Source organism: Nocardioides marmorisolisilvae (assembly GCF_003725775.1).
Taxonomy (GTDB): domain Bacteria; phylum Actinomycetota; class Actinomycetes; order Propionibacteriales; family Nocardioidaceae; genus Marmoricola; species Marmoricola marmorisolisilvae.
Genome location: NZ_RJSG01000002.1, coordinates 2,086,000 through 2,109,283, shown reverse-complemented (window position 1 = coordinate 2,109,283; position 23,284 = coordinate 2,086,000). Strand labels below are relative to the sequence as shown.

Annotated in this window: 30 protein-coding genes; 16 read left to right on the top strand and 14 right to left on the bottom strand. The window is 69.8% G+C overall.

Annotated elements, in window-relative coordinates; all coding sequences use genetic code 11:
• Window positions 1–22: 22 nt before the first annotated feature.
• From EFL95_RS14265 to EFL95_RS14245, 6 genes are all read left to right on the top strand, one after another.
• Complete coding sequence (locus EFL95_RS14265) at window positions 23–763, top strand: SOS response-associated peptidase (protein WP_123234576.1); 741 nt, start codon at window positions 23–25, stop codon at window positions 761–763.
• Window positions 763–1,395, top strand: a complete 633-nt coding sequence (locus EFL95_RS14260; RefSeq protein ID WP_123234575.1) for an alpha/beta hydrolase family protein — start codon at window positions 763–765, stop codon at window positions 1,393–1,395. The genes EFL95_RS14265 and EFL95_RS14260 overlap by 1 nt, the downstream gene beginning before the upstream one ends.
• Window positions 1,396–1,475: 80 nt before the next feature.
• On the top strand, window positions 1,476–2,081 hold the full coding sequence (locus EFL95_RS14255) for a sigma-70 family RNA polymerase sigma factor (RefSeq protein ID WP_183407163.1): 606 nt from the start codon (window positions 1,476–1,478) through the stop codon (window positions 2,079–2,081).
• Window positions 2,082–2,086: 5 nt separating this feature from the next.
• Complete coding sequence (rsrA, locus tag EFL95_RS14250; RefSeq protein ID WP_123234573.1) at window positions 2,087–2,350, top strand: mycothiol system anti-sigma-R factor; 264 nt, start codon at window positions 2,087–2,089, stop codon at window positions 2,348–2,350.
• 94 nt (window positions 2,351–2,444) lie between these two features.
• On the top strand, window positions 2,445–2,519 hold the full coding sequence (locus tag EFL95_RS20145) for a 50S ribosomal protein bL37 (protein ID WP_369759046.1): 75 nt from the start codon (window positions 2,445–2,447) through the stop codon (window positions 2,517–2,519).
• A gap of 23 nt (window positions 2,520–2,542) precedes the next feature.
• A complete protein-coding gene (locus tag EFL95_RS14245; RefSeq protein WP_123234572.1) occupies window positions 2,543–2,917 on the top strand; it encodes a thioesterase family protein in 375 nt (124 codons plus the stop codon).
• A gap of 49 nt (window positions 2,918–2,966) precedes the next feature.
• Here the strand turns inward: EFL95_RS14245 and EFL95_RS14240 are convergent, their stop codons facing one another.
• The 5 genes from EFL95_RS14240 to EFL95_RS14225 all read right to left on the bottom strand — a co-directional run bounded on the left by EFL95_RS14240 (window position 2,967) and on the right by EFL95_RS14225 (window position 7,116).
• Entirely contained in the window at window positions 2,967–3,164 is a 198-nt protein-coding gene (locus EFL95_RS14240) for a hypothetical protein (protein WP_123234571.1), read from the bottom strand.
• 69 nt (window positions 3,165–3,233) lie between these two features.
• The gene (locus tag EFL95_RS19265; protein WP_148045059.1) at window positions 3,234–3,791 is read right to left on the bottom strand and encodes a hypothetical protein; all 558 of its coding nucleotides are present in this window, start codon (window positions 3,789–3,791) and stop codon (window positions 3,234–3,236) included.
• A gap of 111 nt (window positions 3,792–3,902) precedes the next feature.
• On the bottom strand, window positions 3,903–4,520 hold the full coding sequence (locus EFL95_RS14235) for a hypothetical protein (protein WP_123234570.1): 618 nt from the start codon (window positions 4,518–4,520) through the stop codon (window positions 3,903–3,905).
• Between the two features lie 61 nt (window positions 4,521–4,581).
• Window positions 4,582–6,243, bottom strand: coding sequence for an acetolactate synthase (locus EFL95_RS14230; protein WP_123234569.1), 1,662 nt, complete (start codon window positions 6,241–6,243; stop codon window positions 4,582–4,584).
• A 21-nt stretch (window positions 6,244–6,264) separates the two neighbouring features.
• A complete protein-coding gene (locus EFL95_RS14225) occupies window positions 6,265–7,116 on the bottom strand; it encodes a DUF2785 domain-containing protein (RefSeq protein WP_123234989.1) in 852 nt (283 codons plus the stop codon).
• A gap of 101 nt (window positions 7,117–7,217) precedes the next feature.
• Here EFL95_RS14225 and EFL95_RS14220 point away from each other — a divergent pair, with 101 nt between their 5' ends.
• Complete coding sequence (locus tag EFL95_RS14220; protein WP_123234568.1) at window positions 7,218–8,678, top strand: sensor histidine kinase; 1,461 nt, start codon at window positions 7,218–7,220, stop codon at window positions 8,676–8,678.
• Window positions 8,679–8,693: 15 nt separating this feature from the next.
• Here the strand turns inward: EFL95_RS14220 and EFL95_RS14215 are convergent, their stop codons facing one another.
• Window positions 8,694–8,945 carry a WhiB family transcriptional regulator gene (locus EFL95_RS14215; protein ID WP_027863177.1) on the bottom strand — a complete coding sequence of 84 codons (252 nt, stop codon included), beginning with the start codon at window positions 8,943–8,945 and terminating at the stop codon, window positions 8,694–8,696.
• 260 nt (window positions 8,946–9,205) lie between these two features.
• Between EFL95_RS14215 and EFL95_RS14210 the strand changes: the two genes are divergently transcribed.
• Window positions 9,206–9,631 carry a hypothetical protein gene (locus EFL95_RS14210; protein ID WP_148045058.1) on the top strand — a complete coding sequence of 142 codons (426 nt, stop codon included), beginning with the start codon at window positions 9,206–9,208 and terminating at the stop codon, window positions 9,629–9,631.
• A gap of 3 nt (window positions 9,632–9,634) precedes the next feature.
• Here EFL95_RS14210 and EFL95_RS14205 read toward each other — a convergent pair whose 3' ends face one another.
• The 3 genes from EFL95_RS14205 to sodN form a co-directional block, all read right to left on the bottom strand.
• Complete coding sequence (locus tag EFL95_RS14205) at window positions 9,635–10,393, bottom strand: RNA polymerase sigma factor SigF (RefSeq protein ID WP_123234566.1); 759 nt, start codon at window positions 10,391–10,393, stop codon at window positions 9,635–9,637.
• A gap of 2 nt (window positions 10,394–10,395) precedes the next feature.
• Window positions 10,396–10,782 (bottom strand): ATP-binding protein, encoded by a 387-nt coding sequence (locus EFL95_RS14200; protein WP_148045057.1) that lies wholly within the window; start codon window positions 10,780–10,782, stop codon window positions 10,396–10,398.
• Between the two features lie 73 nt (window positions 10,783–10,855).
• Window positions 10,856–11,257: a superoxide dismutase, Ni gene (gene sodN, locus EFL95_RS14195; RefSeq protein ID WP_123234564.1), complete on the bottom strand. Its 402-nt coding sequence runs from the start codon at window positions 11,255–11,257 to the stop codon at window positions 10,856–10,858.
• 69 nt (window positions 11,258–11,326) lie between these two features.
• On the opposite strand from sodN, the gene EFL95_RS14190 reads away from it, so the two are divergent.
• The 5 genes from EFL95_RS14190 (at window position 11,327) to EFL95_RS14170 (ending at window position 16,331) form a co-directional block, all read left to right on the top strand.
• Window positions 11,327–11,659: a S24/S26 family peptidase gene (locus tag EFL95_RS14190; RefSeq protein WP_246004953.1), complete on the top strand. Its 333-nt coding sequence runs from the start codon at window positions 11,327–11,329 to the stop codon at window positions 11,657–11,659.
• Between the two features lie 202 nt (window positions 11,660–11,861).
• Entirely contained in the window at window positions 11,862–13,040 is a 1,179-nt protein-coding gene (locus tag EFL95_RS14185) for an NAD(P)-dependent malic enzyme (protein WP_123234563.1), read from the top strand.
• A 10-nt stretch (window positions 13,041–13,050) separates the two neighbouring features.
• Window positions 13,051–14,019, top strand: coding sequence for a zinc-binding dehydrogenase (locus EFL95_RS14180; RefSeq protein WP_123234562.1), 969 nt, complete (start codon window positions 13,051–13,053; stop codon window positions 14,017–14,019).
• A complete protein-coding gene (locus EFL95_RS14175; protein ID WP_221176390.1) occupies window positions 14,016–14,648 on the top strand; it encodes an SDR family oxidoreductase in 633 nt (210 codons plus the stop codon). Before EFL95_RS14180 ends, EFL95_RS14175 begins: the two co-directional genes overlap by 4 nt.
• 183 nt (window positions 14,649–14,831) lie before the next feature.
• On the top strand, window positions 14,832–16,331 hold the full coding sequence (locus tag EFL95_RS14170; RefSeq protein ID WP_123234561.1) for an MDR family MFS transporter: 1,500 nt from the start codon (window positions 14,832–14,834) through the stop codon (window positions 16,329–16,331).
• 30 nt (window positions 16,332–16,361) lie between these two features.
• On the opposite strand, the gene EFL95_RS14165 is transcribed toward EFL95_RS14170, so the two are convergent.
• Window positions 16,362–16,979, bottom strand: a complete 618-nt coding sequence (locus EFL95_RS14165) for a TetR family transcriptional regulator (protein ID WP_246004952.1) — start codon at window positions 16,977–16,979, stop codon at window positions 16,362–16,364.
• A 147-nt stretch (window positions 16,980–17,126) separates the two neighbouring features.
• Between EFL95_RS14165 and EFL95_RS14160 the strand changes: the two genes are divergently transcribed.
• Genes EFL95_RS14160 through EFL95_RS14150 form a run of 3 tightly spaced genes read left to right on the top strand, consistent with a single transcriptional unit; the run spans window position 17,127 to window position 19,688 of the window.
• Entirely contained in the window at window positions 17,127–18,227 is a 1,101-nt protein-coding gene (locus EFL95_RS14160) for a ferredoxin reductase (RefSeq protein ID WP_123234559.1), read from the top strand.
• A 26-nt stretch (window positions 18,228–18,253) separates the two neighbouring features.
• On the top strand, window positions 18,254–19,417 hold the full coding sequence (locus tag EFL95_RS14155; protein WP_123234558.1) for a fatty acid desaturase family protein: 1,164 nt from the start codon (window positions 18,254–18,256) through the stop codon (window positions 19,415–19,417).
• Between the two features lie 55 nt (window positions 19,418–19,472).
• On the top strand, window positions 19,473–19,688 hold the full coding sequence (locus tag EFL95_RS14150) for a hypothetical protein (RefSeq protein ID WP_123234557.1): 216 nt from the start codon (window positions 19,473–19,475) through the stop codon (window positions 19,686–19,688).
• Window positions 19,689–19,745: 57 nt separating this feature from the next.
• Here EFL95_RS14150 and EFL95_RS14145 read toward each other — a convergent pair whose 3' ends face one another.
• Genes EFL95_RS14145 through EFL95_RS14130 form a run of 4 tightly spaced genes read right to left on the bottom strand, consistent with a single transcriptional unit; the run spans window position 19,746 to window position 23,253 of the window.
• Entirely contained in the window at window positions 19,746–20,384 is a 639-nt protein-coding gene (locus EFL95_RS14145; RefSeq protein ID WP_123234556.1) for an acetoacetate decarboxylase family protein, read from the bottom strand.
• A gap of 52 nt (window positions 20,385–20,436) precedes the next feature.
• Window positions 20,437–22,035 carry a GMC family oxidoreductase N-terminal domain-containing protein gene (locus EFL95_RS14140; RefSeq protein WP_123234555.1) on the bottom strand — a complete coding sequence of 533 codons (1,599 nt, stop codon included), beginning with the start codon at window positions 22,033–22,035 and terminating at the stop codon, window positions 20,437–20,439.
• A complete protein-coding gene (locus EFL95_RS14135; RefSeq protein ID WP_123234554.1) occupies window positions 22,032–22,673 on the bottom strand; it encodes a DUF5987 family protein in 642 nt (213 codons plus the stop codon). Before EFL95_RS14135 ends, EFL95_RS14140 begins: the two co-directional genes overlap by 4 nt.
• 10 nt (window positions 22,674–22,683) lie before the next feature.
• Complete coding sequence (locus EFL95_RS14130) at window positions 22,684–23,253, bottom strand: hypothetical protein (RefSeq protein ID WP_123234553.1); 570 nt, start codon at window positions 23,251–23,253, stop codon at window positions 22,684–22,686.
• Between the last annotated feature and the right edge of the window lie 31 nt (window positions 23,254–23,284).

Genomic DNA, 23,284 nt, shown 5'->3' with positions numbered 1-23,284 from the left:
TGCTCGGCCCTAGGGTTGAGCCATGTGCGGTCGCTACTCCTCGAGCCTGGATCCCGAGGACATCGTCGAGGAGTTCGAGATCCGCACCGCCGACCTCCCGCGGCTCCAGGCCGACTACAACGTCGCGCCCACCAAGGAGATCTACGCCGTCGTCGAGCGACCGCCCAAGGGTGAGGAGGTCGCCGAGCGCCAGCTGCGCGCGATGACCTGGGGACTGGTCCCGTCGTGGGCCAAGGACCCGAAGATCGGCAGCCGGATGATCAACGCCCGGATGGAGACGGTGGCCGAGAAGCCGGCGTACCGGCGGGCGTTCGAGAAGCGGCGCGCGATCCTGCCGGCCGACGGCTACTACGAGTGGTACGTCACCGAAGAGCTGACCAAGGCCGGCAAGCCGAAGAAGCAGCCGTTCTTCATCCGGCCCAAGGACGGCGGGATGCTGGCGATGGCCGGCCTCTACGAGCTCTGGCGCGACCAGTCCAAGGCTGACGACGACCCGACCCGCTGGCTGTGGACCGCGACCGTGATCACCACGACCGCCGAGGACGAGCTCGGCCGGATCCACGACCGGATGCCGCTGATGCTGCCGCGCTCGGCGTACGACGCGTGGCTGGACCCCGGCCCGCGGCCGACCGACGAGCTGCTCGGCCTGCTCGTGCCGGCGGCCCCGGGGCAGCTGGAGGCCTACCCGGTCTCGACGCTGGTCTCGAACGTCGCCAACAACGGACCGGAGCTGGTGGAACCGCTGCCGCTCGAGGGCGCCTGATGGAGAAGCTCGTCGCCACCCCGCAGGGCGATGCTCGCCTGATCCGTCGGACCGCCCGCGGCGCGATCGCCGAGCTGGTCGTGACCCACGGGGCCGGCGGCGGCATCGACGCTCCCGACCTGGTGCGCCTGGCCGAGGACCTGCCCCGCAACGGGATCACCGTCTCCCGGGTGGAGATGCCCTGGCGGGTGCAGGGCAAGAAGCTCGCCCCGCGACCGGCGCTCATCGACGAGGCGTACCGGGCCGTGCTCCAGGGCGTCCGCCCGAAGGCGCCGTTCGTGCTCGGCGGGCGCAGTGCCGGTGCCCGCTCCGCGTGCCGGATCGGGGCGGAGATGGGCGCTCAAGGAGTGCTCGCGCTCTCGTTCCCGCTGCACCCGCCCGGACGACCCGAGAAGTCGCGGCTCGACGAGCTGCTCGGTGCTGCCGTGCCGGTGCTCGTGGTCCAGGGCGGGAACGACCCGTTCGGGCGTCCCGAGGAGTTCCCCGAGGGCACCGAGCTCGCTGTCGTCCCTGACGCCGACCACGGCATGAAGGTGCCGAAACGGGCAGCGCTGGACCAGGCCGGCTCCCTCGGGCTGATCGTCGAGGCCACGCTGGAGTGGATCGTCCGCGACGTCGCCGGGAATCGCTGACCGCTGCGGGGTGTTCCCCTTGCATGCTCGCCGTACTGGACCGACCGGCCCCTGACCCCACGAAGGTAGGCTGGAACGCGATGAGTGAATCAATTGACCTCGCGAACGAGACCGAGGCGGAGCGCCAGCTCCGCTTCGAGACCGACGCACTGCCCTACCTCGACCAGCTGTACTCGGCGGCGATGCGGATGACCCGCAACCCGCAGGATGCCGAGGACCTGGTCCAGGAGACGTTCGCCAAGGCCTTCGCGGCCTTCCACCAGTTCAAGCCCGGCACCAACCTCAAGGCCTGGCTGTACCGGATCCTGACGAACACCTTCATCAACACCTACCGGAAGAAGCAGCGCGAGCCGCAGCAGTCGATGGCCGAGGACGTCGAGGACTGGCAGCTGGCCCGCGCGGAGTCGCACACCTCCACCGGCCTGAAGTCGGCCGAGATGGAGGCTCTGGAACACCTGCCCGACTCCGACGTGAAGGACGCGCTTCAGCGTCTGCCCGAGGATTTCCGCCTCGCGGTCTATCTCGCGGACGTCGAAGGATTCCCGTACAAGGAGATCGCCGAGATCATGGAAACCCCCATTGGCACCGTGATGTCGCGGTTGCACCGCGGCCGGCGCCAGCTGCGCGAGATGCTCTCGGACTACGTGCGTGAGAACGACCTGAGCACGCGGGGTGCCGCGTCGTGAGCGGGATGCAGGGGCACGACCCCGACTGCTCCGAGGTCATCCACCAGATCTTCACGTTCATCGACAACGAGATGGACTCGGCCGACTGCGCGGTGATCCAGAAACACCTCGACGAGTGCGGGCCGTGCCTGGCCAAGTACGACCTCGAGCGCACCGTGAAGTCGCTGGTCGCCCGGTCGTGCTCGGAGACCGCGCCGCAGGAGCTGCGCGACAAGGTGCTGGTCCGGATCCGCGAGGTCCAGATCACGATCACCGAGACCGAGGGCTGACCGCCGCGTTCGTCGAGCCTGTCGAGACGCCCGATTGGTGCTCGGCGACTCTCGATGAGAAGATCCTCGCTGCAAGCTTTTCTAGGAGGCACTCATGGGTAAGACCGGACGGAAGCGTCGGGCGCGCAAGAAGAAGGGCGCGAACCACGGAAAGCGGCCGAACGCCTGAGGCGTTCACGCTTTACTGAAGACATGACAGAGCTCCTGGGTCGTACGTCGACCCGGGAGTTCGTCGTTTCCGAGGCCGACACCGCCCTGCGGGTCGGGTCGGGCTCGCTGCCCGTCCTCGGCACCCCGGTCCTGCTCGCCTGGTGCGAGGCAGTCACCTGCGAGGTACTGGGCCTGGACGATCCGCAGACCTCGGTCGGCACCCGGGTCTCCCTCGAGCACGTCGCCGCTTCGCCGCTGGGCGCCGCGGTCCAGGTGACGGCGACCGTGACCTACGTCGACGGCCGGCTGGTCCGCTTCGACGTCAGCGCGCGCGACGCCTCGTCGCAGAAGCTGCTCGGCTCCGGCGAGGTCACCCGGGTAGTCGTCGACGGCGAACGGTTCCTCGCGCGGCTCTGACCCGACGGCGGGGACGGGCCCCACTCATCGCGGCAGATCCGTGCACATGTCAGCGGACCGCGAGGATCGCGAAGGCCAAGCCAACGATCACGGCCAGTACGATCCACTCCGGGTGCTCGCCCCAAGCGCGATCGAAGCCCGAGACATACCTGCCCTTGCTGCGGCGGCGGGTGACCCTGGTCGCGAGGACCGACATCAGCAAGAAGCCGGGCAAGTAAATCAAGATGATGAACGCCCAGAACTTCACGTGACCAGTATGAGTGCCGCCAGCGACGATGCTGATCTCGGCAGATCCGGACGATCCCAACCGGTTCTGCTATTCGGAGATTGACGGGAGCACGACGCGGCCCCGGAGTTCTGCGCCTGATCCATCGAAGAGTTCAGAGCCAAGGTTTGCGTCGACTTCCAGATCTAGTGCGACTGGGTTACACGTTGCTCGTCGGACGCGGAGGGTTCCCGTCGATTCCTCCTCGTCAGTAGATGCCTCGACTCCTTCTCCGGTGGACGGGTCGCTCTTTCGAGCGCCGAAGAAGATGAGGGCATTCTTCGGTCCGGATTCGCTGTCGCCGGAGTTGATGGGCAGCTTGAAGGTCTTGCCTCCGACAACGTCACCGGGGATGACTTCGATCTGCAAGCGGTAGTCCTTGGTCGAATACCTGACCCGGACGACGTCCACCCCGTGTTCGTATTCGCCCGGGCCGCAGGTCACCTCGGTGGGAGTCACGTCGAAGGTCTTGCCTCCGGGGACGGTCACCTTGAGCGAGCTTCGAACAGGTCCCGAATTCGAATCACCTCGGGTACCCGAAACGCTGTTCCCGCAGCCGCTGATCGCCACGGCGACAGTTGCAGCCGCTAGGAGTCGGTTGGCGTTCATCTTTGGACCGTATCTGGCGACTTTCGTAGATCATTGGATCCCGGCAGATCCGTAACGCGCGGTGTCGGTACGAAGCAGATGAGGACGCGTTCACGTCGGTGATGCGGAGAGCTAACGAGCGATCCAGGGGCTGAGAGCGGGCTTGTAGTAGGTGAACGCTCCGGTGCGGAGCACGTCGTCGTGGCCACGGTGCTCCACTGCGTCGTCGCTGTAGACGGTGTGCGCCTGGACCCCGACCCTGACCTTCCACGGGTTGCCGAGGCATCGCGTCGGCACGTCGGCGATGACACCCTTGGAGGTTGCAGTCGGCGTCGTACGGCTCACGTGGAGCCCGTCGCACGTGGAGTGGTACCCGTTGTGGACCAGCGACACGTGGACGAGAGCCTGGGGCCCGGCTTCACTGCGGCCGTAGGTCACCTGGAAGCGCTCGCCCTGGGACGTCACGATCGTCGCGGTCCAGGTGCTGCCGTAGCCGTCGACCGAGCGCAGGACCGTGGCCACCCTGACGTTCCAGCGGCTGTGCTGCACCGTGAGCTTCTGGAAATCGGGTAGCGCCAGGTCGGGGTCGACGTGGGTGTCGCCCGGCGAGCCGGTCGTGGTGACGACCACGTCGCCGGTGGCGTCCTGGTGGCGGAAGGAGTCCGCCTGGGACATCGCGGCGGTGCCCACGGTGAAGGAGATGGCAGCGGCGAGCGCGACGGCTGCGCGCGAGATGGTCCGAGAGGTCATGGTGCGACTCTGCCACGACCCGCGGGAGGGCACTGGCGTTCGACGAACTCGTGCAGAGCGTTCAGATCCCGAGGGTGTTGCGCGGGTAGGCCGCGTTCACGTCGGTGATCACGTTGACCATGTACGGCACGCCCGAGGCGAACGCACGGTCCAGCGCGGCGCCGATCTGGTTCGGGTCGGTGACGGTCTCACCGGCGCCGCCGAGTGCCTTCACGACCTCGTCGTACCGGGTCTGAGGCGCCAGGTCCGCGGCCACGTCGTATCCGTAGAGGAACTGCATCGGGCCCTTCTCCAGGCCCCAGGCCGAGTTGTTGCCGCAGACCATGACGACCGGCAGGTTGTGTCGCACGAGAGTGTCGACGTCGATGAGGCTCATGCCCGCTGCGCCGTCGCCGTACAGGAGCACGACCTGGGCCGACGGCCGGTGCAGCCGGGCTGCGATCGCGCCGCCCATGCCGGCGCCGAGGCAGCCGTAGGGGCCGGGGTCGAGCCAGCCGCCGGGGCGCTTGGGCTCGACGAACTTGCCGGCGAAGGAGACGAAGTCGCCGCCGTCGCCGACCACGATCGCGTCGTCGGCCAGGCGGGGCAGCAGCTCGCCGTAGATGCGCGCGGGGTGGATCTGCTCCGCGGTGGCGCCGAGCAGCTCGTTGTCGCGTTCAGTCGCGGCGGCGACGGTCTGCTGGAGGCCGGAGACCCAGTCCGACCAGTCGGGCCGCGACTGGCGGCCGAAGGTCTCGGCGAGGCCGTCGAGCACCAGCGTCAGATCCCCGTACGCCGATCCGGCGAGCTCCGCGTGACCCGAGACCTGGCCCTTGGAGTCGGCCAGGTGCACGGTCTTCGCGACGGGCGAGCCGTCCTTGCCGCCGAAGATGCCGTAGGCGAGCCGGAAGTCCAGCGGCGTGCCGGCCACGATCGCCAGGTCGCAGGTGCCGAGCGCCTGGCCCCGGGCCTTGGTGACCAGCAGCGGGTGCCCGCCCGGGATCACGCCCCGGCCCATGCCGTTGGTGATGCACGGGATGCCGAGGTCCTCGGCCAGGCGGAGCGCGGCGACCTCGGCACCGTCGGCCCAGACGTCGGTGCCGAGCACCAGCACCGGGCGGCGGGACTCGGCCAGCAGGCCGGCGATCGCGGTGAGCGCGTCGCTGTCGGGCGCCTCGCGCACGACCGGGGGCACCTGCGGTCGGACGATCTCGGCGGTGTTGAAGAACTCGTCCATCGGGACGTCCACGAACACCGGCCCGCGGTGCGAGGAGCCGGCCAGGGTGAAGGCGTCGTTGAGACCGGGGGCGACGTCGGCGGCGGTGTGCAGGGTGCTCGCGGACTTCGAGACGGGGCTGAGGATCGGCGGCTGGTCGAGCTCCTGGAGCGAGCCTGAGCCCCAGCGGTTGGCCGGGGCGCGGCCACCGACCACGACCATCGGGGACCCGGCGAACTGGGCCTGGGCCACGGCGCTGACGCCGTTGGTCACGCCCGGTCCCGCGGTGAGTACCGCGAGGCCCGGCGTCCGGGTGAGCTTGCCGGTGGCCTCGGCCGCGAACGCCGCGGTCTGCTCGTGCCGGACGTCGATGATCCGCATCGGCGGGTCAGCGGTGACGGCGCCGTCGTACATCGGGAACACGTGCGCCCCCGAGAGCGTGTACATCGTCTCGACCCCGTGCGCCCGGGCCACGGCCACCGCGTGCTGACCGGCGTGGGCGTTCACGGGCTCGTTCGTCTGCGTCATGGCGCTGACGCTACAAGCACCTCAGTGCTGTCGGGGAGGAACGAAGTAGGCCGGATTCGTGGCGCGCAGGTGTGCCATCAGCACCAGCATCAGATCGGTGCGGACCGTCGGGTGGTCGCTGCCCAGCGCGAGCTGGAGGTGCAGGCTGCGCAGGTAGCCCTGGACGTTGCCGGTGACGTGGAACGGGTTGCGGCTGAACCCGCCACGGCTGTTCGCCCCGGCGGCCAGGCGCGCCACCCACGGCTCGAGCACGTCGAGCTCGAGGATGTTGCGGCGCAGCAGGTGCATGGTGGCGAACGCCAGCCGGTCGTCCTCGCCGCAGACCAGGAACGTCTCGGTGGGGCTCAGCAGGCGGTCGGCGATCACGTCGAGGATGACGGTGAGCTCGAGGCGGCCCAGGTAGGGGGAGCGGGCCAGCGCGCCCAGGGCGTCGGCACCGTGCGCCACCGCGTGCGCCCAGCCCTTGCCCGGCACGTAGCCGCGCAGGTCGCGCTCGCGGGAGATCCAGCTCATCAGTCGGTCGCCCCAGCGCATCACGGCGTCCGGGCCGACCAGGCCGGCGGCGGTGCTGCGGTCGATGCACTCGGTGAGGATCAGGGCGGAGAAGCTGCGCCGGAAGACGGTGTCGTCCTCGGACAGGCCGAGGCCGATGTCCAGGCCGTGGCACATACCGTCGCCGAGGCCGACCAGCAGGTCGTCGTAGACGCCCTCGTCGATCCAGGTCGCCATCGTCGGGAACGCGATGCCGTCGCGGACGTCGGGATCCGGGTCGCCGAGCATGCGGGTGAGGTCCTCGGTCATCTCCACCAAGGACCGCTCGGTCGGGACCTTGAGCCCGTCCGCCACCACCTGTTCCCAGAATCCCGAGGCCATGCGGGCATTCTTGCATCCGGTACCGACCGGTCCGAAGGTCGTCCCGGCGACCATCAGGTGACGGATCGGCACGCCCGTGAGCCAGCCCCTAGAGTTGCCGCGTGCCGTCGCTTCCCGAGCTCGCCCGAGCGCACACCGACCTCGTCGACGATGACGTCGCCTGGTTGGCGCTGCTCCAGGCGGACTGGCAGATCGTGGCCGACCTGTCCTTCGCCGATCTGGTGCTCTGGCTGCCCGACCGCGACGGCAGCGGCTACTGGGCCGCGGGTCAGATGCGCCCGACGACCGGCCCCACGGCGCTGGTCGACGACGTCGTGGGCACGTTCGTGCAACGGGGCCGCCGGCCGCTGCTGGACGCGGCGCTGGACGACGGCCGGGTGGCGCGCGAGGGCGACCCGGAGTGGCGTGACGACGTCCCGGTCCGGGTCGAGGCGATCCCGGTGCGCCGCGAGGACCGGGTCATCGCGGTGGTCGCCCGCAACACCAACCTGCACGGCGTCCGGACCCCGAGCCGGCTCGAGCTCGCCTACCTGGCGACCGCGAGCGAGCTGACCCAGATGATCGCGCGCGGGGGCTTCCCGTTCCCGGGCCAGCGCTCGGACCACGCGGACTCACCGCGGGTGGGGGACGGTTTCGTTCGGGTCGACGCCGCCGGCCGCGTCACCTACGCCAGCCCGAACGCGCTCTCGGTCTACCGCAAGCTCGGGCTGACCGGGGACCTCGCCGACCAGGTGCTGGCCGACGTCACCCGCGAGGTGGTGCCGCCGGACCTGCGGCCCGACGAGGAGACGATCAGCGCCGTCCTGGGCGCCAAGGTCCCGCGCGACGCCGAGATCGGGAACCGGGAGGCGACCGTCATCGTGCGGGCGATCCCGCTGCGCCCCGCCGGGGAGCTGACCGGGGGACTGATCCTGCTGCGCGACGTCACCGACCTGCGCAGCCGAGACCGCGAGCTGGTCACCAAGGACGCCACCATCCGGGAGATCCACCACCGGGTGAAGAACAACCTGCAGACCGTGGCAGCGCTGCTCCGCCTCCAGGCGCGTCGGATCGAGTCGGTCCGCGGCCGGGAGGCGCTGGAGGAAGCCGTACGCCGGGTCGGCGCGATCGCCGTGGTGCACGAGACGCTCAGCCAGAGCTACGAGGAGGAGGTCGCCTTCGACGCCGTCGCCGACCAGCTCACCGGCCTGGTCAGCGAGGTCGGCGGGCACGCCGGAGAGGTGCGGCTGCGCCGTACCGGGTCGTTCGGGACGCTGTCCTCGAACGCGGCCACGCCGCTGGCGATGGTCCTCACCGAGGTGCTCCAGAACGCGATGGAGCACGGCTACCCCGAGGGCAGCTCGGGAACGGTCGAGATCCAGGTGTCCTCGGCCGGGTCGCTGGTCACCGTGCGGGTCCTCGACGACGGTGTCGGCCTGCCGGACGACTTCGACGTCGCGTCCACGTCCAGCCTGGGTCTCTCGATCGTGCAGACGCTGGTCGGCGAGCTCGGCGGGACCCTGGCGATGGGTCGCCGCAAGGACGGTCCGGGGACCGTCGTGGAGTTCAGCTTCCCGCGCTGAGCCGGACCCGAGGGGTCAGGCCGTGCGGACCCGCGCCCGGGCGTTGCGGCGCTTCAGCGCGCGACGCTCGTCCTCGCTCAGGCCGCCCCAGACGCCGTGGTCCTGTCCCGCCTCCAGCGCCCACGCGAGGCACTGCTCGCGAACGTCGCACCGGCGGCACACCTGCTTGGCCTCCTCGATCTGGAGGATGGCCGGCCCGGTGTTGCCGATGGGGAAGAACAGCTCCGGGTCTTCGTCGAGACACGCAGAGCGGTGGCGCCAATCCATGGCGAGGAACTCCTGTTCGAGAGGGTGTGTGAACGCGTTCACTAGGTCGGTCCTGACTCCAGGCCGATCGGGCGAGGGGGCAGGGGGCGAACGACGCCCGAATCTGTGCTCGGGACGCAGTTACCCATAGATGCTTGCAACATCCGCCCGCCGACACAAGACCCGACGCGGGTCAGGTTGGTCACAGTAGTTCGGTTTTCCACCACCCCGGGAAGGGGCCGGAACCGCCCCTGATCGGCCCCCCACTAGGCTCCTGGCTCGTGGAAACCCCCTCGACGCGCCCCTGGCCGGACGCTCCCCGCCCGCTCCTGGTGGCGGCCGTCCTGGTCACCCTGGAGGGCCTCTTCGGGGTGGGTTTCGGGATCGCCGAGGCGTTCCACACCACCCCCGCCCGGGCGACCATGGGCGTGACCACCTCGCTGTTCTTCGCCGTCTTCGGGGCGGCCCTGGTCGGGTGCGCCTGGGGACTGAGCCGGTCCGCCGCCTGGGCGCGCGGCCCGGTGCTGATCGCCCAGCTGCTGGCGCTCGGCCTGGCCTGGAACTTCAAGGACGGCGACACCTGGCCGGCCTCGATCGCGCTGGCCGTCCCGGCCGTCGCAGTACTGATCGCCATGCTGCGACCGGAGTCCCTGGCCGCGCTCGACGGACCGGGCCACCCCGACGAGGACGCCGACGAGGACCGCTGAGCGCTACTCGATCGAGCCGCGGAGCCGTTCCAGGGTCCGGGTGAGCAACCGGGAGACGTGCATCTGGGAGATGCCGATCTGCTCGGCGATCTGCGACTGGGTCTGCTGCCGGAAGAACCGGAGCACCAGGATCTGCTGCTCCCGCGGGGGCAGGCCGGCGAGGAGCGGACGCAACGACTCCCGGATCTCCACGTGCTCGAGGCCCTCGTCCTCCTCGCCCAGGCTGTCCAGCCAGGACGGCCCGTCGTCGTCGGAGTTGCTCACGTCCAGGGACATCGTGGCGTAGGCGTTGGCGGACTCGATCCCCTCCAGGACGTCCTCGACGCTGACGTCGAGGTGCTCGGCGATCTCCCGGGGCGTGGGGGAGCGGCCCAGGGTCTGGGACAGGTCGCCGGTTGCGTTCGAGATCGACATCCGCAGCTCCTGGAGCCGGCGCGGGACCCGGATCGCCCAGCCCTTGTCGCGGAAGTAGCGCTTGATCTCGCCGATGATCGTGGGTGTCGCGTAGGTCGAGAACTCGACGCCGCGCTCGGTGTCGAAGCGGTCCACCGCCTTGATCAGCCCGATGGTGCCGACCTGGACCAGGTCGTCGAACGGCTCGCCGCGGTGCAGGAACCGGCGGGCGCAGTGCTCGACGAGCGGCAGGTGCAGCTCGATGAGGTCGTTGCGCGTCTCCTGCGAGCCGTCATCGGCCAGCTGCGCGAACAGCTGGTGGCTGCGTTCGCGCAGGGTTGTGGGCAGCTCTGGATCGTCCTGGGACATGGTCAGGCGTGAGCGTTCGTGGAGCTGGTGATGGTGAGGCTCACGGTGACGCGGTCGTGCGTCGCCTCCGCGGACACCTGGGCCGCCGTGGTGGCGAGCACCTGCCAGGCGAAGCTGCCCGGGTCCGGCGGGTCGGCGTTCACCGCGTCGGCCGAGACCCGGACCTCGATCCGGCCCTCGCCCAGGAAGAAGTTGGCGTACATGCTGCCGCCCGGGCTCGCGCCGGCCAGCACCATCGAGCAGGCCTCGCTGACCGCCATCTTCAGGTCGTCGACGTCGTCGAGGGTGAAGTCCAGGCGCGCTGCGATGCCGGAGGCGGCCATCCGGAGGACGGCGACGTACGCGGTTTCAGCCGGGAGGCGGACTTCGGCGTCGGGATGCATGCTCACGACACTAGGCGAGATTTCGCCCGAACACGCAGAACGGGGCCGGACCCGAAGGTCCGACCCCGCTCGCAGGTGCTCAAGCCTTCTTGGTCTCCCAGAAGATCTCGGCGATCTCGTCGATCTTGGCGAGGAGCTGGTCCGCGACCTCGGCGTCCAGGCTGCCCTTGGTACCGCCGGCGCCGGCCAGCTTGGTGGCCTCGTTCACCAGCGTGTGCAGCTGCGGGTACTTCTCGAAGTGCGGCGGCTTGAAGTAGTCGGTCCACAGCACCCAGAGGTGGTGCTTGACCAGCTCGGAGCGCTGCTCCTTGATGACCAGCGCACGGGTGCGGAAGTCGGGGTCGTCGTTGTCGGCGACCTTGGCGATCAGAGCCTTGATCGACTCAGCCTCGATGCGGGCCTGGGCGGGGTCGTACACGCCGCAGGGCAGGTCGCAGTGGGCGGAGACCTCGACGGTGGGGGCGAACAGTCGCGCGAACATCCTCGGTCCTCTCTGGGTCATTCGTGGGTGTTACCTGGGGGGAGCACTACCCCTGCGACACTACTCCGCGTGAGATGGAGCCGTCGGTGGGGTCTCGCCGTCGTGAAGGGCGACTCGATGCGACCTGCCCTGGAGCCGGGCGACCGGCTGCTGGTCCGGTACGGCGCGACGCCCCGCGCGGGCGCACTCGTGCTGGCCCGGTTCGCCGACGGGACGCTCGCGGTCAAGCGGGTCGCGTACGCCGCGACGACGGCGTCGGGGCGACCCGGCTGGTTCCTGCTCAGCGACAACGCCGAGGCGGGCGTGGACTCGCGGCACCGGGGTCCGGTGCCCGAGGACGGCGTGCTCGCCGTGGTGCGGTTGCGGGTCCTGCCCCGCTCCGGCCGGATCCCGCCCGGCTGAGCGGGCGGTGGGAGATGGGCCACATTCGGCGGAAGCCACTGTGACGCCTGCGCAGCACTGTGAGACGATGAGTGCGGGAGATCCCCCAGAACTTGGCACTACTCCGGCGACTCCACGGACCTACTCGGTCGGTGTCGAGCAGCCCCACCCATTCGATGTCGCATGTCACGAGAGAGCCCCGCTCATGGTTGCTTCAGACCAGATGCCTGATACCGAGAACCCCCGTACCCACGATCCCGTCTTCGAGCTGCACGCCGGCGGCAAGATGGAGATCGCCTCGACCGTCGCCCTGAACGGTCCGGCCGAGCTGTCGCTGGCCTACACGCCCGGGGTCGCCCGCGTCTGCGAGGCCATCGCCGAGGACGCCTCGATCTACCCGGACTACACCTGGACGGCCAACACCGTCGCGGTGGTCACCGACGGCACCGCCGTGCTCGGCCTGGGCGACATCGGCCCGAAGGCCGCGATGCCGGTGATGGAGGGCAAGGCCGTCCTGTTCAAGCAGTTCGGCGGCATCGACGCGATCCCGATCTGCCTGGACACCACCGACGTCGACGAGATCGTCGAGACCGTCGTGCGGATGGCGCCCAGCTTCGGGGGCATCAACCTCGAGGACATCTCCGCTCCCCGCTGCTTCGAGGTCGAGGAGAAGCTCAAGCAGCGCCTCGACATCCCGGTCTTCCACGACGACCAGCACGGCACCGCGGTGGTCACCCTCGCGGCGCTCGAGAACGCGATGAAGCTGACCGGCAAGTACCACGACACCGTGCGGATCGTGGTCTCCGGCGCTGGTGCGGCGGGTGTGGCGGTGACCCGGATCCTGCTGGCCGCCGGCTACCAGGACATCGCCGTGGTCGACCGCGCCGGCGTGCTGCACCGCGACCGCACCGACCTGAACCCGAGCAAGCGTGCACTGGCCGCCGACACCGCCGACACCACCGGCCGTTGGGGCACCCTGGCCGCGGTGATGGACGGCGCCGACGTGTTCATCGGTCTGTCCGGGGGAACGGTTCCCGAGGAGGTCGTCGCCTCGATGGCCGACGAGCCGATCATCTTCGGCCTCGCGAACCCGACGCCCGAGGTGCACCCTGACGTCGCCCACAAGTACGCCCGCGTGGTCGCGACCGGTCGCTCGGACTTCCCGAACCAGATCAACAACGTGCTGGCGTTCCCGGGCATCTTCCGCGGTGCCTTCGACGTCCGGGCCACCGCGATCACCGAGGGCATGAAGCTCGCCGCGGCCCAGGCCCTGGCCGCGATCGTCGGGGACGACCTCACCGAGGAGCTGATCATCCCCTCGCCGTTCGACCCGCGCGTCGGTCCGACCGTGGCCGCCGCGGTCGCCGAGGCCGCGCGACGGGACGGCGTCGCGCGTCGGTAGATTCGGCCCCATGTTCGCCGTCTACGCCGAGAAGTTCTCCTCCGAAGACCCGCTGTCCGGCCTGGTGGTCGGGGAGCGTCCTGACCCCGAGGTCCCCGACGGGTGGGCGAAGGTCACCGTCAAGGCGGCGTCGCTGAACCACCACGACCTGTGGTCGTTGCGCGGCGTGGGCCTGCGCGAGGAGGCGCTGCCGATGATCCTCGGCTGCGACGCGGCCGGGTACGACGAGGACGGCAACGAGGTGGTCGTGCACGCGATCATCAACGACCCGCACTGGACCGGGGACGAGACGCTCGACCCGAAGCGGTCGATCCTTTCCGAGCGCTACCAGGGCACCTTCGCCGAGACGGTCGTCGTGCCCCGGCGCAACCTGATCCCCAAGCCTGCCTCGCTGTCCTTCGCGGAGGCCGCAACGCTGCCGACCGCGTGGCTCACGGCGTACCGGATGCTGTTCACCCAGGGCGGCCTCAAGGCCGGCGACACCGTGCTGGTGCAGGGCGCCGGCGGGGGCGTGGCCACCGCGCTGATCATCCTGGCCCGGGCCGCCGGCCTGAAGGTGCTGGCCACCAGCCGCGACGAGGCCAAGCGGGCGCGCGCCCTGGAGATCGGCGCGCACGAGGTGTTCGAGTCCGGAGCCCGGCTGCCGGTCAAGGTCGACGCGGTGATGGAGACCATCGGCCGGGCGACCTGGTCGCACTCGATCCGGGCGCTGCGCCCCGGTGGGGCGATCGTGATCTCGGGGACGACCTCGGGTCCGAACCTCGACGACGCCGAGCTGACCCGGATCTTCTTCCTGCAGCTGAAGGTGATCGGCTCCACGATGGGCTCCTCCCAGGAGCTCGCCAGCCTGATCTCCATGCTGGACGCCACCGGCGCCCGTCCGCTGGTCGACCGCGAGCTGCCGATGGAGCAGGCTCGCGACGGCTTCGCCGCCATGGCCGAGGGCGAGCTGTTCGGCAAGGTCGTCTTCACCCGGTGAAGGTCCACCTGGTCACCGGCGCCGGCTCCGGGATCGGGGCCGACCTGGCCGCGCGCCTGGAGGCGCGTGGCGACCGGGTCGTGCGGGTGACCCGGGACGTCGTCGACCTCGCCGACGCCGACGCCGTACGCCGGTGGGCCGAGGCGCTCGACGAACCGCGCCTGGACTCGCTGGTGCACATGGCCGGCACCGTCGAGCTCGAGACCGTCGCCGACCTGGACGTGTCGAGCTGGCGGCGCCAGATCGAGGTCAACCTCACCGCGCCCGCAGTGATGACCGGGCCGCTGCTGCCGGCGCTGCGCGCGGCCGGTGGCACCGTGGTGTTCGTGAACTCCTCGGCCGGGCTGGTCGCCAACGCCGAGTGGTCGGCGTACGCCGCATCGAAGTTCGGCCTCCGCGCCCTGGCCGACGCGCTGCGGGCCGAGGAGGCCGGGAGCGGGGTGCGGGTCACCACGATCTTCCCGAGCCGCACGGCGACGCCGATGCAGGAGAAGGTCCACGAGCAGGAGGGCCGCACCTACGACGCCACGCGCTGGATCCAGCCGGGCACGGTCACCGACTCGATCCTGCACGTGCTGGACCTGCCGCCCGACGCCTCTGTTCCAGAGTTGACGATCAGGCCCCGCTGACGCAAATCGTTTACCGGACTGGTCCGGACCGTATTTTTAACCGTTCGTGGAATGTCGGTGCGAACTCGTAGGTTCTTTTCACGTCGCAGGTGTCGAAATCGCGGAATCCGGTTCGTCGTAGGTACGAGAACGGATCTCGGGCGGTTGCTCCGCGGCCGCCACCCACGAACGAAGGATTCAAAGATGCAGTCCTCCACCCCCGCCGCCCCGGCCGGCGCCGGAGCTCGCACCAGTCCCGGTGACATGGCCGTCCTCCGCTGGCTCGTCGGGGCCACGTTCATCGTGATCCTCAACGAGACGATCATGATCAACGCGATCCCCGACCTGAAGCACCACTTCGGTGTCGGCAACGGCGCAGCCCAGTGGCTGACCACCGCGTTCATGCTCACGATGGCCGTCGTCATCCCCGTCACGGGCTACTTCCTGCAGCGGGTGACCACCCGTCAGGCCTTCGGTCTCGCGATGGTGGTGTTCTGCTCCGGAACCCTGCTGGCGGCCGTGACTCCGCCCTCGATGTTCTGGCTGCTGATCGTGGCCCGCGTCATCCAGGCCTCTGGCACCGCGGTGATGATGCCGCTGCTGATGACCACGCTGATGAACGTGGTGCCCGAGAGTGACCGGGGCCGGGTCATGGGCAACGTCACCCTGGCCATGTCCGTGGCTCCCGCGATGGGTCCGGCCGTCTCCGGCCTGATCCTGTCCTCGCTGTCGTGGCGCTGGATGTTCCTGCTCGTGCTCCCGATCGCTGCCGGTATCGGCGTCGCCGGGCTGCGGCGGCTGAAGAACGTCGGGGAGCCGACCGCGGGCGAGATCGACGTGGTGAGCGTGCCGCTCTCCGCGCTCGGCTTCGGTGGTCTTGTCTACGGCCTGAGCCTGGTCGGTCGGGACAACCCGCCGGTCTCGCCGTACGCCCTGATCGGTGGGGGCCTGCTGGTCCTGGCCGTCTTCGTGTGGCGTCAGATCCAGCTGCAACGCACCGATTCCCCGCTGCTCGACCTGCGCACCCTCCAGCACCGCACGTACGTGACCGCGCTGCTGCTGATGGTGATCGCCTTCATGGGCTTCCTCGGGTCGATGCTGCTGATGCCGCTCTACCTGCAGGACGTCCGTGGCCTCTCGCCGCTGCAGACGGGGCTGATCATGATGCCGGGTGGCCTGGCGATGGGTCTGCTCGGCCCGCGCGTCGGCAAGGCGTTCGACACCTTCGGCGGACGCCCCCTGGTGATCCCCGGTGCGATCGGCATGACGATCGGGCTCGGTCTGTTCACGCAGATCGACCTGCACACGCCGTACGCGCTCATCCTGGGCATGCACATCCTCCTGATGGTCAGCCTGGCGCTGATCTTCACGCCGGTGTTCACCCTGGGCCTGGGAGCGGTCCCGCAGCACCTCTACTCGCATGCGAGCTCGTTGCTGGGTGCGTTGCAGCAGGTGGCAGGTGCCATGGGCGCAGCACTCTCGGTCGCGGTCCTGACGGCGCGTGGCGACTCGCTGGCCGCCGATGGTGCGTCCAAGCTCGGTGCGTACGTGGGCGGGATGCAGTGGGCCTTCGGGCTCAGCGCGATCCTGTCGATCGCCGTGGTCGCGCTCGCTGTGCTCCTGCCGGGCCGGCTGCCCGCGCAGGACGGTGGTCAGCCGGTGGCCGACCTGGACCTGGACGGGGATGCCGTTTCGGTCGCCTGATCTGCCTGGAAGAACGGTCCCGCGGGTGCGTCAGTCGCGCCCGCGGGATTTCCAATTCAGCGCGCCCACGATCACCATCATCAGCTGGGTGCGGGCGCGGTGCCGGATCTCCGTCAGGTCGCGCCGCTCGGCCAGCAGGATGTCTTCCGAGGTGTTCACCATCGAGCGGACGATCAGGTTGGACAGGATGCGCAGGTCGTCGCCGGACCAGTGGTCCATCGGCAGCCGGGCCAGGTCGGTGGCCAGCTCGCGCTCGAAGAGCTCGAACTCGCGCCGGATCGCCTCGCGCACCACGGCTGACCCGCCCGAGCGCTCGCGGGCGATGAAGGCGAAGTGGGTGCGCTGCTCGCCCACGTGCTCGATCAGCACTGCCACGGAGCGGTCGACGATCTGACCCAGGGACGGGGCGCCCTGACGCACGTCGCGGATCATCGCCCGCAGGGAGACGAACGACTCCTCGACCAGCGCCAGCCCGAGCTCGTCGATCGAGGCGAAGTGCCGGTAGAACGCGGTCGGCACGATGCCGACCTCCTTGGCCACCTGCCGCAGGGAGAGGCCGGCCAGACCGACCTCCTCGGTCAGCGCGAGCGCGGCGTCGAGGATGGCGCGACGGGTGCGCTCCTTCTTGTCGCTGCGGCTCTCCGTCACGGGGGACAGCGTAGCGAGGGCGTTCCCCGCGTCATTCAGTGCACGGATGTGCACCGTGTCGGGCATCACGTCCGTGGTGGCTTGACCGTGTTCCAGCGTGGCAGTCATAGTTTCAGTGTACAAACGTTCACCGAAAGGAGGCCAATCATGGGCACCATCACCACCAAGCTTCTCGGCTCCAAGGCCGTCGCAGCGCTGACCTCGCCGCACGGTGTGGACCGCTACCTCGAGATGTTCAACCCGATGTGGGCCGCCACCGAGGTGCGCGCCCGGGTCGTCTCGATCCACCGGGAGAACCCGGACGCGGTCGGCTCTGCTCCGGTCGCCACCCTGACCCTGCAGCCGACCAGCACCTGGCGCGGTCACCGCGCCGGTCAGTACGTCCAGGTCGGTGTCGAGCTGCCGGGCAGCGCCCGCCGGATGACACGCTGCTTCTCGATCTCCTCGGCCGCCTCGCTGCCGGGTGAGCGGATCACGCTCACCATCCGCGCGAACGACGAGGGCCAGGTCAGCAAGTTCCTGGTCAACGCCCAGCCCGGCCAGATGCTGCACCTGAGCCAGGCCGAGGGCGAGTTCACGCTCCACGAGAGCGCCGCGACCCCGACCAACAACCACCTCGTGATGATCTCCGGCGGATCGGGGATCACCCCGGTGATGGCCCAGATCCGGACGCTGCTCCGGGACGGGTACGACGGCCGGGCGAACCGCAAGGTCACCTTCATCCACTTCGCCCGCAGCGAGCAGGACCAGATCTTCGCCGAGGAGCTGGCCGCCGTCGCCGAGGGTGACAACCACATCGACGTCCACCTGCACTACGGCGACGCCACCTTCAGCGAGTTCGAGCTGCGCCGGCTGGTGCCGGACTTCAAGAACACCGACACCTGGGCCTGCGGTCCCGGTGGCCTCATCGAGCTGATCCGCGCGGCGTACGGCGAGGAGAACCCCCGCCTGCGGGTCGAGTTCTTCAAGCCCCCGGCGTTCAGCACCGGTGCGGCCGGCGGTGACGTCTCGTTCACCCGCTCGGGCGAGAGCGCCGAGAACACCGGCGCCACCCTCCTCGAGCAGGCCGAAGCCCTCGGGCTCAAGCCGGAGTTCGGCTGCCGGATGGGCATCTGCTTCTCCTGCGTCAAGACCAAGACCGACGGCACCGTCCGCAACGTCCTGACCGGCGAGGAGTCCTCGCTGCCCGACGAGGAGGTCCGCATCTGCGTGACCTCGCCCGTCGGCGACTGCTCCATCGACCTCTGACACCACAGACCTAGGGAGACACGACCATGAGCAACACCCTGACCACCAAGAACGGCAAGCCCCGCGCGACCGTCGCGGCCAGCGACCCGAAGATCCCCAACCTGACCCCGGAGCAGCTGGAGGAGTTCGGCGACGAGCTCGACGCGATCCGGCAGCGCATCCTCGCCGACCTGGGCGAGGAGGACGCGGCGTACATCCGCAAGATCGTCAAGCGCCAGCAGCAGTTCGAGATCGCCGGCCGGGCGCTGTTCTACCTGCCGCCGGCCTGGCCGCTCGCGGTCGCCGCCCTCAGCGTCTCCAAGATCCTGGAGAACATGGAGATCGGCCACAACGTGATGCACGGCCAGTACGACTGGATGGGCGACCCGAAGCTGAACTCGCGCATCTACGACTGGGACACCATGGCCCCGGGCGAGAACTGGAAGTACGGCCACAACTACATCCACCACACCTACACGAACATCCTCGGCAAGGACCGGGACATCGGGTACGGCATCCTGCGGATGGACGAGGACCAGAAGTGGCGCCCGTACTACCTGGGCAACCCGCTCTACGCGTTCCTGCTGATGATCTTCTTCGAGGAGGGCGTGGCCCTGCACGACCTCGAGGTGGACCGGATCAAGACCGGTGAGCGGACCTGGGAGGAGACCAAGAAGGTCGGCAAGCCGATCATCCGCAAGGTCCGCAAGCAGGTCCTCAAGGACTACGTGCTGTTCCCGGCGCTGACCGGCCCGTTCTTCCTGAGCACCCTGGCCGGCAACGCGGTGGCGAACATCGTCCGGAACATCTGGAGCTTCAACATCATCTTCTGCGGTCACTTCCCGGCGGGCGTTGCGACGTTCACCGAGGAGGAGTGCGAGAACGAGACCCGCGGCCACTGGTACTACCGCCAGCTGCTCGGCTCGGCGAACATCACCGGCGGCAAGCTGTTCCACATCATGTCGGGCAACCTGTCGCACCAGATCGAGCACCACCTGTTCCCGGACATCCCGGCCCGGCGCTACCCGGAGGCCGCGGTCGAGGTGCGGGCCCTGTGCGAGAAGTACGGCATCGAGTACAACACCGGCGGGCTGACCAAGCAGCTCTGGACGGTGGCGCGCAAGATCCTGCGGCTCTCGTTGCCGACCCGGACCCGGAACACCGACCCGGCCCCGGCCGCGCCGGCCGACGCCGACCTCGTGGCGGCCTGAGCCTGAGACGACTGACACGTTGCTCCTTCGTGCCGCCCGGCCCACACTGGTCGGCATGAAGGACAACCTCAGCAAGGCGGAGATCCGCAAGGACGCGGTCCAGGACGGTGTCGAGGCCGTGACCCACGCGGTCGGACAGGGCACCCAGATCGTGATCGGTGCGGTTCAGGACATCGCGAAGACCGTCGGTGGCCTGGCCACGGACCTCTTCGAGATCCGGGACGCCGCCAAGAAGGCAAGCGACGACTCGGGCACCGACGAGACCGTCTGACCCAGAACAAGCGAAACGCCCCCACCGCTCTTCAGCGGTGGGGGCGTTTCGACGTCGTCATCCGAACGACATCCGGAAGTCGGCCTGGCGGAACGAGGCGATCGACCGCTTGCCGGCCAGCCATCCCAGGGCGCCGTCGGGGTTGAAGTCCCAGCGTCCCCGGCACGGGGCCGCCTTCGACGAGCCGGTCAGCGAGGCGCGGACCTCCTCGCCGTCCGCGCGCTGCTGGTACGTGTCGCCCTTGAACGGCAGTCGCGGGGCCAGCTTCGAGACGTCGCTGAACGACGCCGTCACGATCGGGACGCCGTCGAGCTCGGCGGTCCACAGCGTCCGGCTCAGCGGCCCGCTGGTCGTCGAGGTGAAGCCGAAGTCGCAGAGGTCCTTCGGGATCGCCCACAGGTCACGGCCGCCGTGGACGGACTGGATCGAGTCCACCCAGATGTCGGTGATGTTGACGGCCTTGCCTGTATTCGGCGCTGTGACCATCCGGGCGACGAGCAGCTCGCCGTAGGTGAGCGGGCTGGGCTCCTGGTACTTCACCAGCGCGGCGCCGTAGACACCCGGCTCGCGGTCGGGGTGGTCGCCGGCGTTCACCTTGAACAGCGACAGCCACAGCTGGCCGGTCATGTGCCAGGGGGCGGCGGGGTAGGTCACGTCGGTCGCGTGCGGAGCGTTGATCCACTGAACGGCGGTCATGGCGAAATACTAGAACATGTTCTGACAGTCGAGTCTGTCAGATGGGTCACGCTCAGCCGCCGGGAGGCGGCACGCTCGCGGCCACGTCCAGCCCGAGGCTGCGGGCGAAGCGAGCGATGCCGGGTGAGGCCCGTTCGGCGAGCGCGGCGATGGTCAACGAGGGGTTCACCGTCAGCGAGGTCGGGACCGCGCTGCCGTCGGTGACGAACAGTCCGGCGTGCCCGCGCAGCTGGTGGTCCGGGCCGAGTGCGGAGGTCGCGGGGTCGTCGCCCAACCGGCAGGAGGCCAGCGGGTGCGCCGAGAGCACCGGCTGCCCGCCGACCCAGTCCAGGTGCTTGCCGATGCCGTCCTTCTCGATGATCGAGCGCAGTGCGGCGTCCGATGCGGCGAAACCCCGGCGGGTGTTCGCGTTCGGCTGGTAGGTCAGTGAGCTCACCACGGCCGAGGAGGCCACCCGGAGGAAGTTTCCGGTCGGCGGGAGCACGCCCCACTGGCCCTCGTTGTCGTCCTCGGTCATCGCCAGCAGGGTCAACCAGGAGCGCCAGCGCTGGGAGAGCAGCTTCTTGTCCACGCCGTACCAGTCCGGGGCAGCCGGGGTGCCGTCCTCGGGGAGCAGGTTGGTGATCGCGGGGAAGTAGATCTGCTGGAGCCCGAAGCGCTCGAACTCGGGCCGGGCCGGGTCGAGGTAGTCGTAGGACATCGAGCCGATCGGCTTGCCGATCGGGAAGGCCTCGTACGCCGTGCCCGGTGCGCGCTCGAGTCCGAGGACGTTCCCCACGGCGCCCTCGTCGAGCACCGCCATCGAGACCCGGTCGCCGTTGGGGGAGAAGTACTTCCCGACGGCCGAGGGCACCGAGCCGAGCCCGAGGCCGGAGCGCTTGAGGATCACCGGGGTGCCCATCGTGCCGGCAGCGACGATGACGACCTTGGCCTCGATCGAGCCGGCGCCGGCCGGGATCCGGTAGTCGCTCGCGTCCACGACCGTGTAGTCGACCCGGTACCGGTAGCCGGGCGTCAGCGACTTCGCGATGCTCTGCACCTCGTGCAGCGGCCGGACCTGGGCGCCGTGCGCCCGCGCTGCCGGCAGGTAGTTCAGCAGCATGGAGCGCTTGGCGTCGAACCGGCAGCCGTTGAGCATCCAGTTGCAGTTCGTGCAGTGCTCCAGGTCCACGGCGAGCGGGACCGGGTTGCAGGTGTGCCCGGCGTTGGCGCAGGCCGCTGCCCACACGCCACCGGCGTACGGGACGTCGTCCCAGGACTGCTGGGCGACCGGGATGGTCGCCTCGACGCGGTCGTACCAGGGGTCCAGGGCGCTTCGGGTGAGCCCGCTCGGCCAGAGCCGACGACCGGCCGAACCGCGGCGCTCGAAGACGAACGAAGGCGCGCGCAGCGAGGCGGCGAAGTACACGACGCTGGAACCGCCGACGCAGTTGCCGGCGACGACCTGGATCCCGTTGCCCTGGATCAGGTCGACGATCCGGGTGTAGCCGCCGATCTCCAGGCTCTGGGTGAAGTCCGCGGCGCCGAGCTCCGGACCGCGCTCGAGCATGATCACCTTGGCCCCGCCCGCGGCGAGGTTGTACGCCGGGATCGCCCCGCCGAAGCCGGTGCCGATGACCAGGACGTCGGTGCGCTCGCAGATCGCGCTCATGCCGGGTTCCCGGTGTTCGTGGTGAGCGGGTGCAGCGCCGCCAGCTCCTGGCGGTAGCTGAAGTCCGGGAAGCGCCAGATCCCGTCCGGGTCGGGGAGCGGGAAGCCGAGCCAGGCCAGGCCCGGGTGTCCGGCGCGGACCGCGGCTGCGGTGTCCAGGTGGCCGGCCGTGTGGAAGGCGAGCATCGCCATCGCGGCGACGGCGTACCAGAGCAGCTGCACCACGCCGCTACCGCGCAGGAGCTGCCCGACGACCGCGGTCCGGGCGTCGAAGTCGAGCGCGACGAAGGGCGGCACCCGGACGTCGAGGAGGGTCCGGTGGGTCAGCGCGTAGGCGGCTGCCTCGGCGTTGATCGCAGCGACCAGGCCCGGGATCGCCACCGCGAGGCCGACGTCCGGGTCGTTGTAGAGCAGCCAGGCGCCGGCGTCGACGGCACCCGGTCCGGCGGTGGCGCCGGCGACGATGCGGTCACCGGCGAAGCGCTTCGCACCCGGGACGACGGTGTCGGCGAAGGCTTCCAGGGTGTCGCGCTGGATGCTGGTGCCGGCGTACGCGGAGTCCGGGGTGACGAGGGGGAGCACCGCCACCGCAGCCGCAGCCGTCTGCAGCAGCCGCCGGCGGGAGAGTGTCGGGATCACGGGCGCCGCCTCAGCGGGGGCACAGCGGGTTCAGCGGCAGGCCGAGATTGAGGGCACCGCCGTCCCCGCCGGTGCCGTAGCGCAGGAAGTACGCCGCCAGCGCCGGGCTGTACGGCGCGATGTACGCGGCCGCGCGGGCGATGGTGGCCGGTTGACCAGCGATCGTGAGGCCGCTGAGTCGCGCCGCGATCTGGCCGGTGCCCAGGTCCCACCAGTAGGAGCCGTCCCAGCGGATGATCGGCGTCATCCCCGGGGCGAGCTGCACGCTCCAGTGGTCCTGCTGCCAGTACCGGCACTTGGTCCCGGCCAGTGCGAACCGGGCGGGCTCGGCGAGCAGGAACGCGATCGCGCCGCCGTTGGAGACGGTGATGTTCCGCTTGGCGTAGTCGACGCACAGCGGGTCGTCGGGCAGCGCGGTGAGGTTCGGGATCTCACCCTCGCCGAAGGCGTGCACGGTGCAGGAGTCCGCGAACGGGGGCGCGTAGTACGGGACCAGACCGGTGCCTTCCGCGTCCGCGGCCGACGGCGTGAGGCCAGCCGCCAGCAGCAGGGCGGCGACGATCAGGGCAGGACGACGCATGGCGGCTCCTCGGGAGGGTGAGAGCACTCTG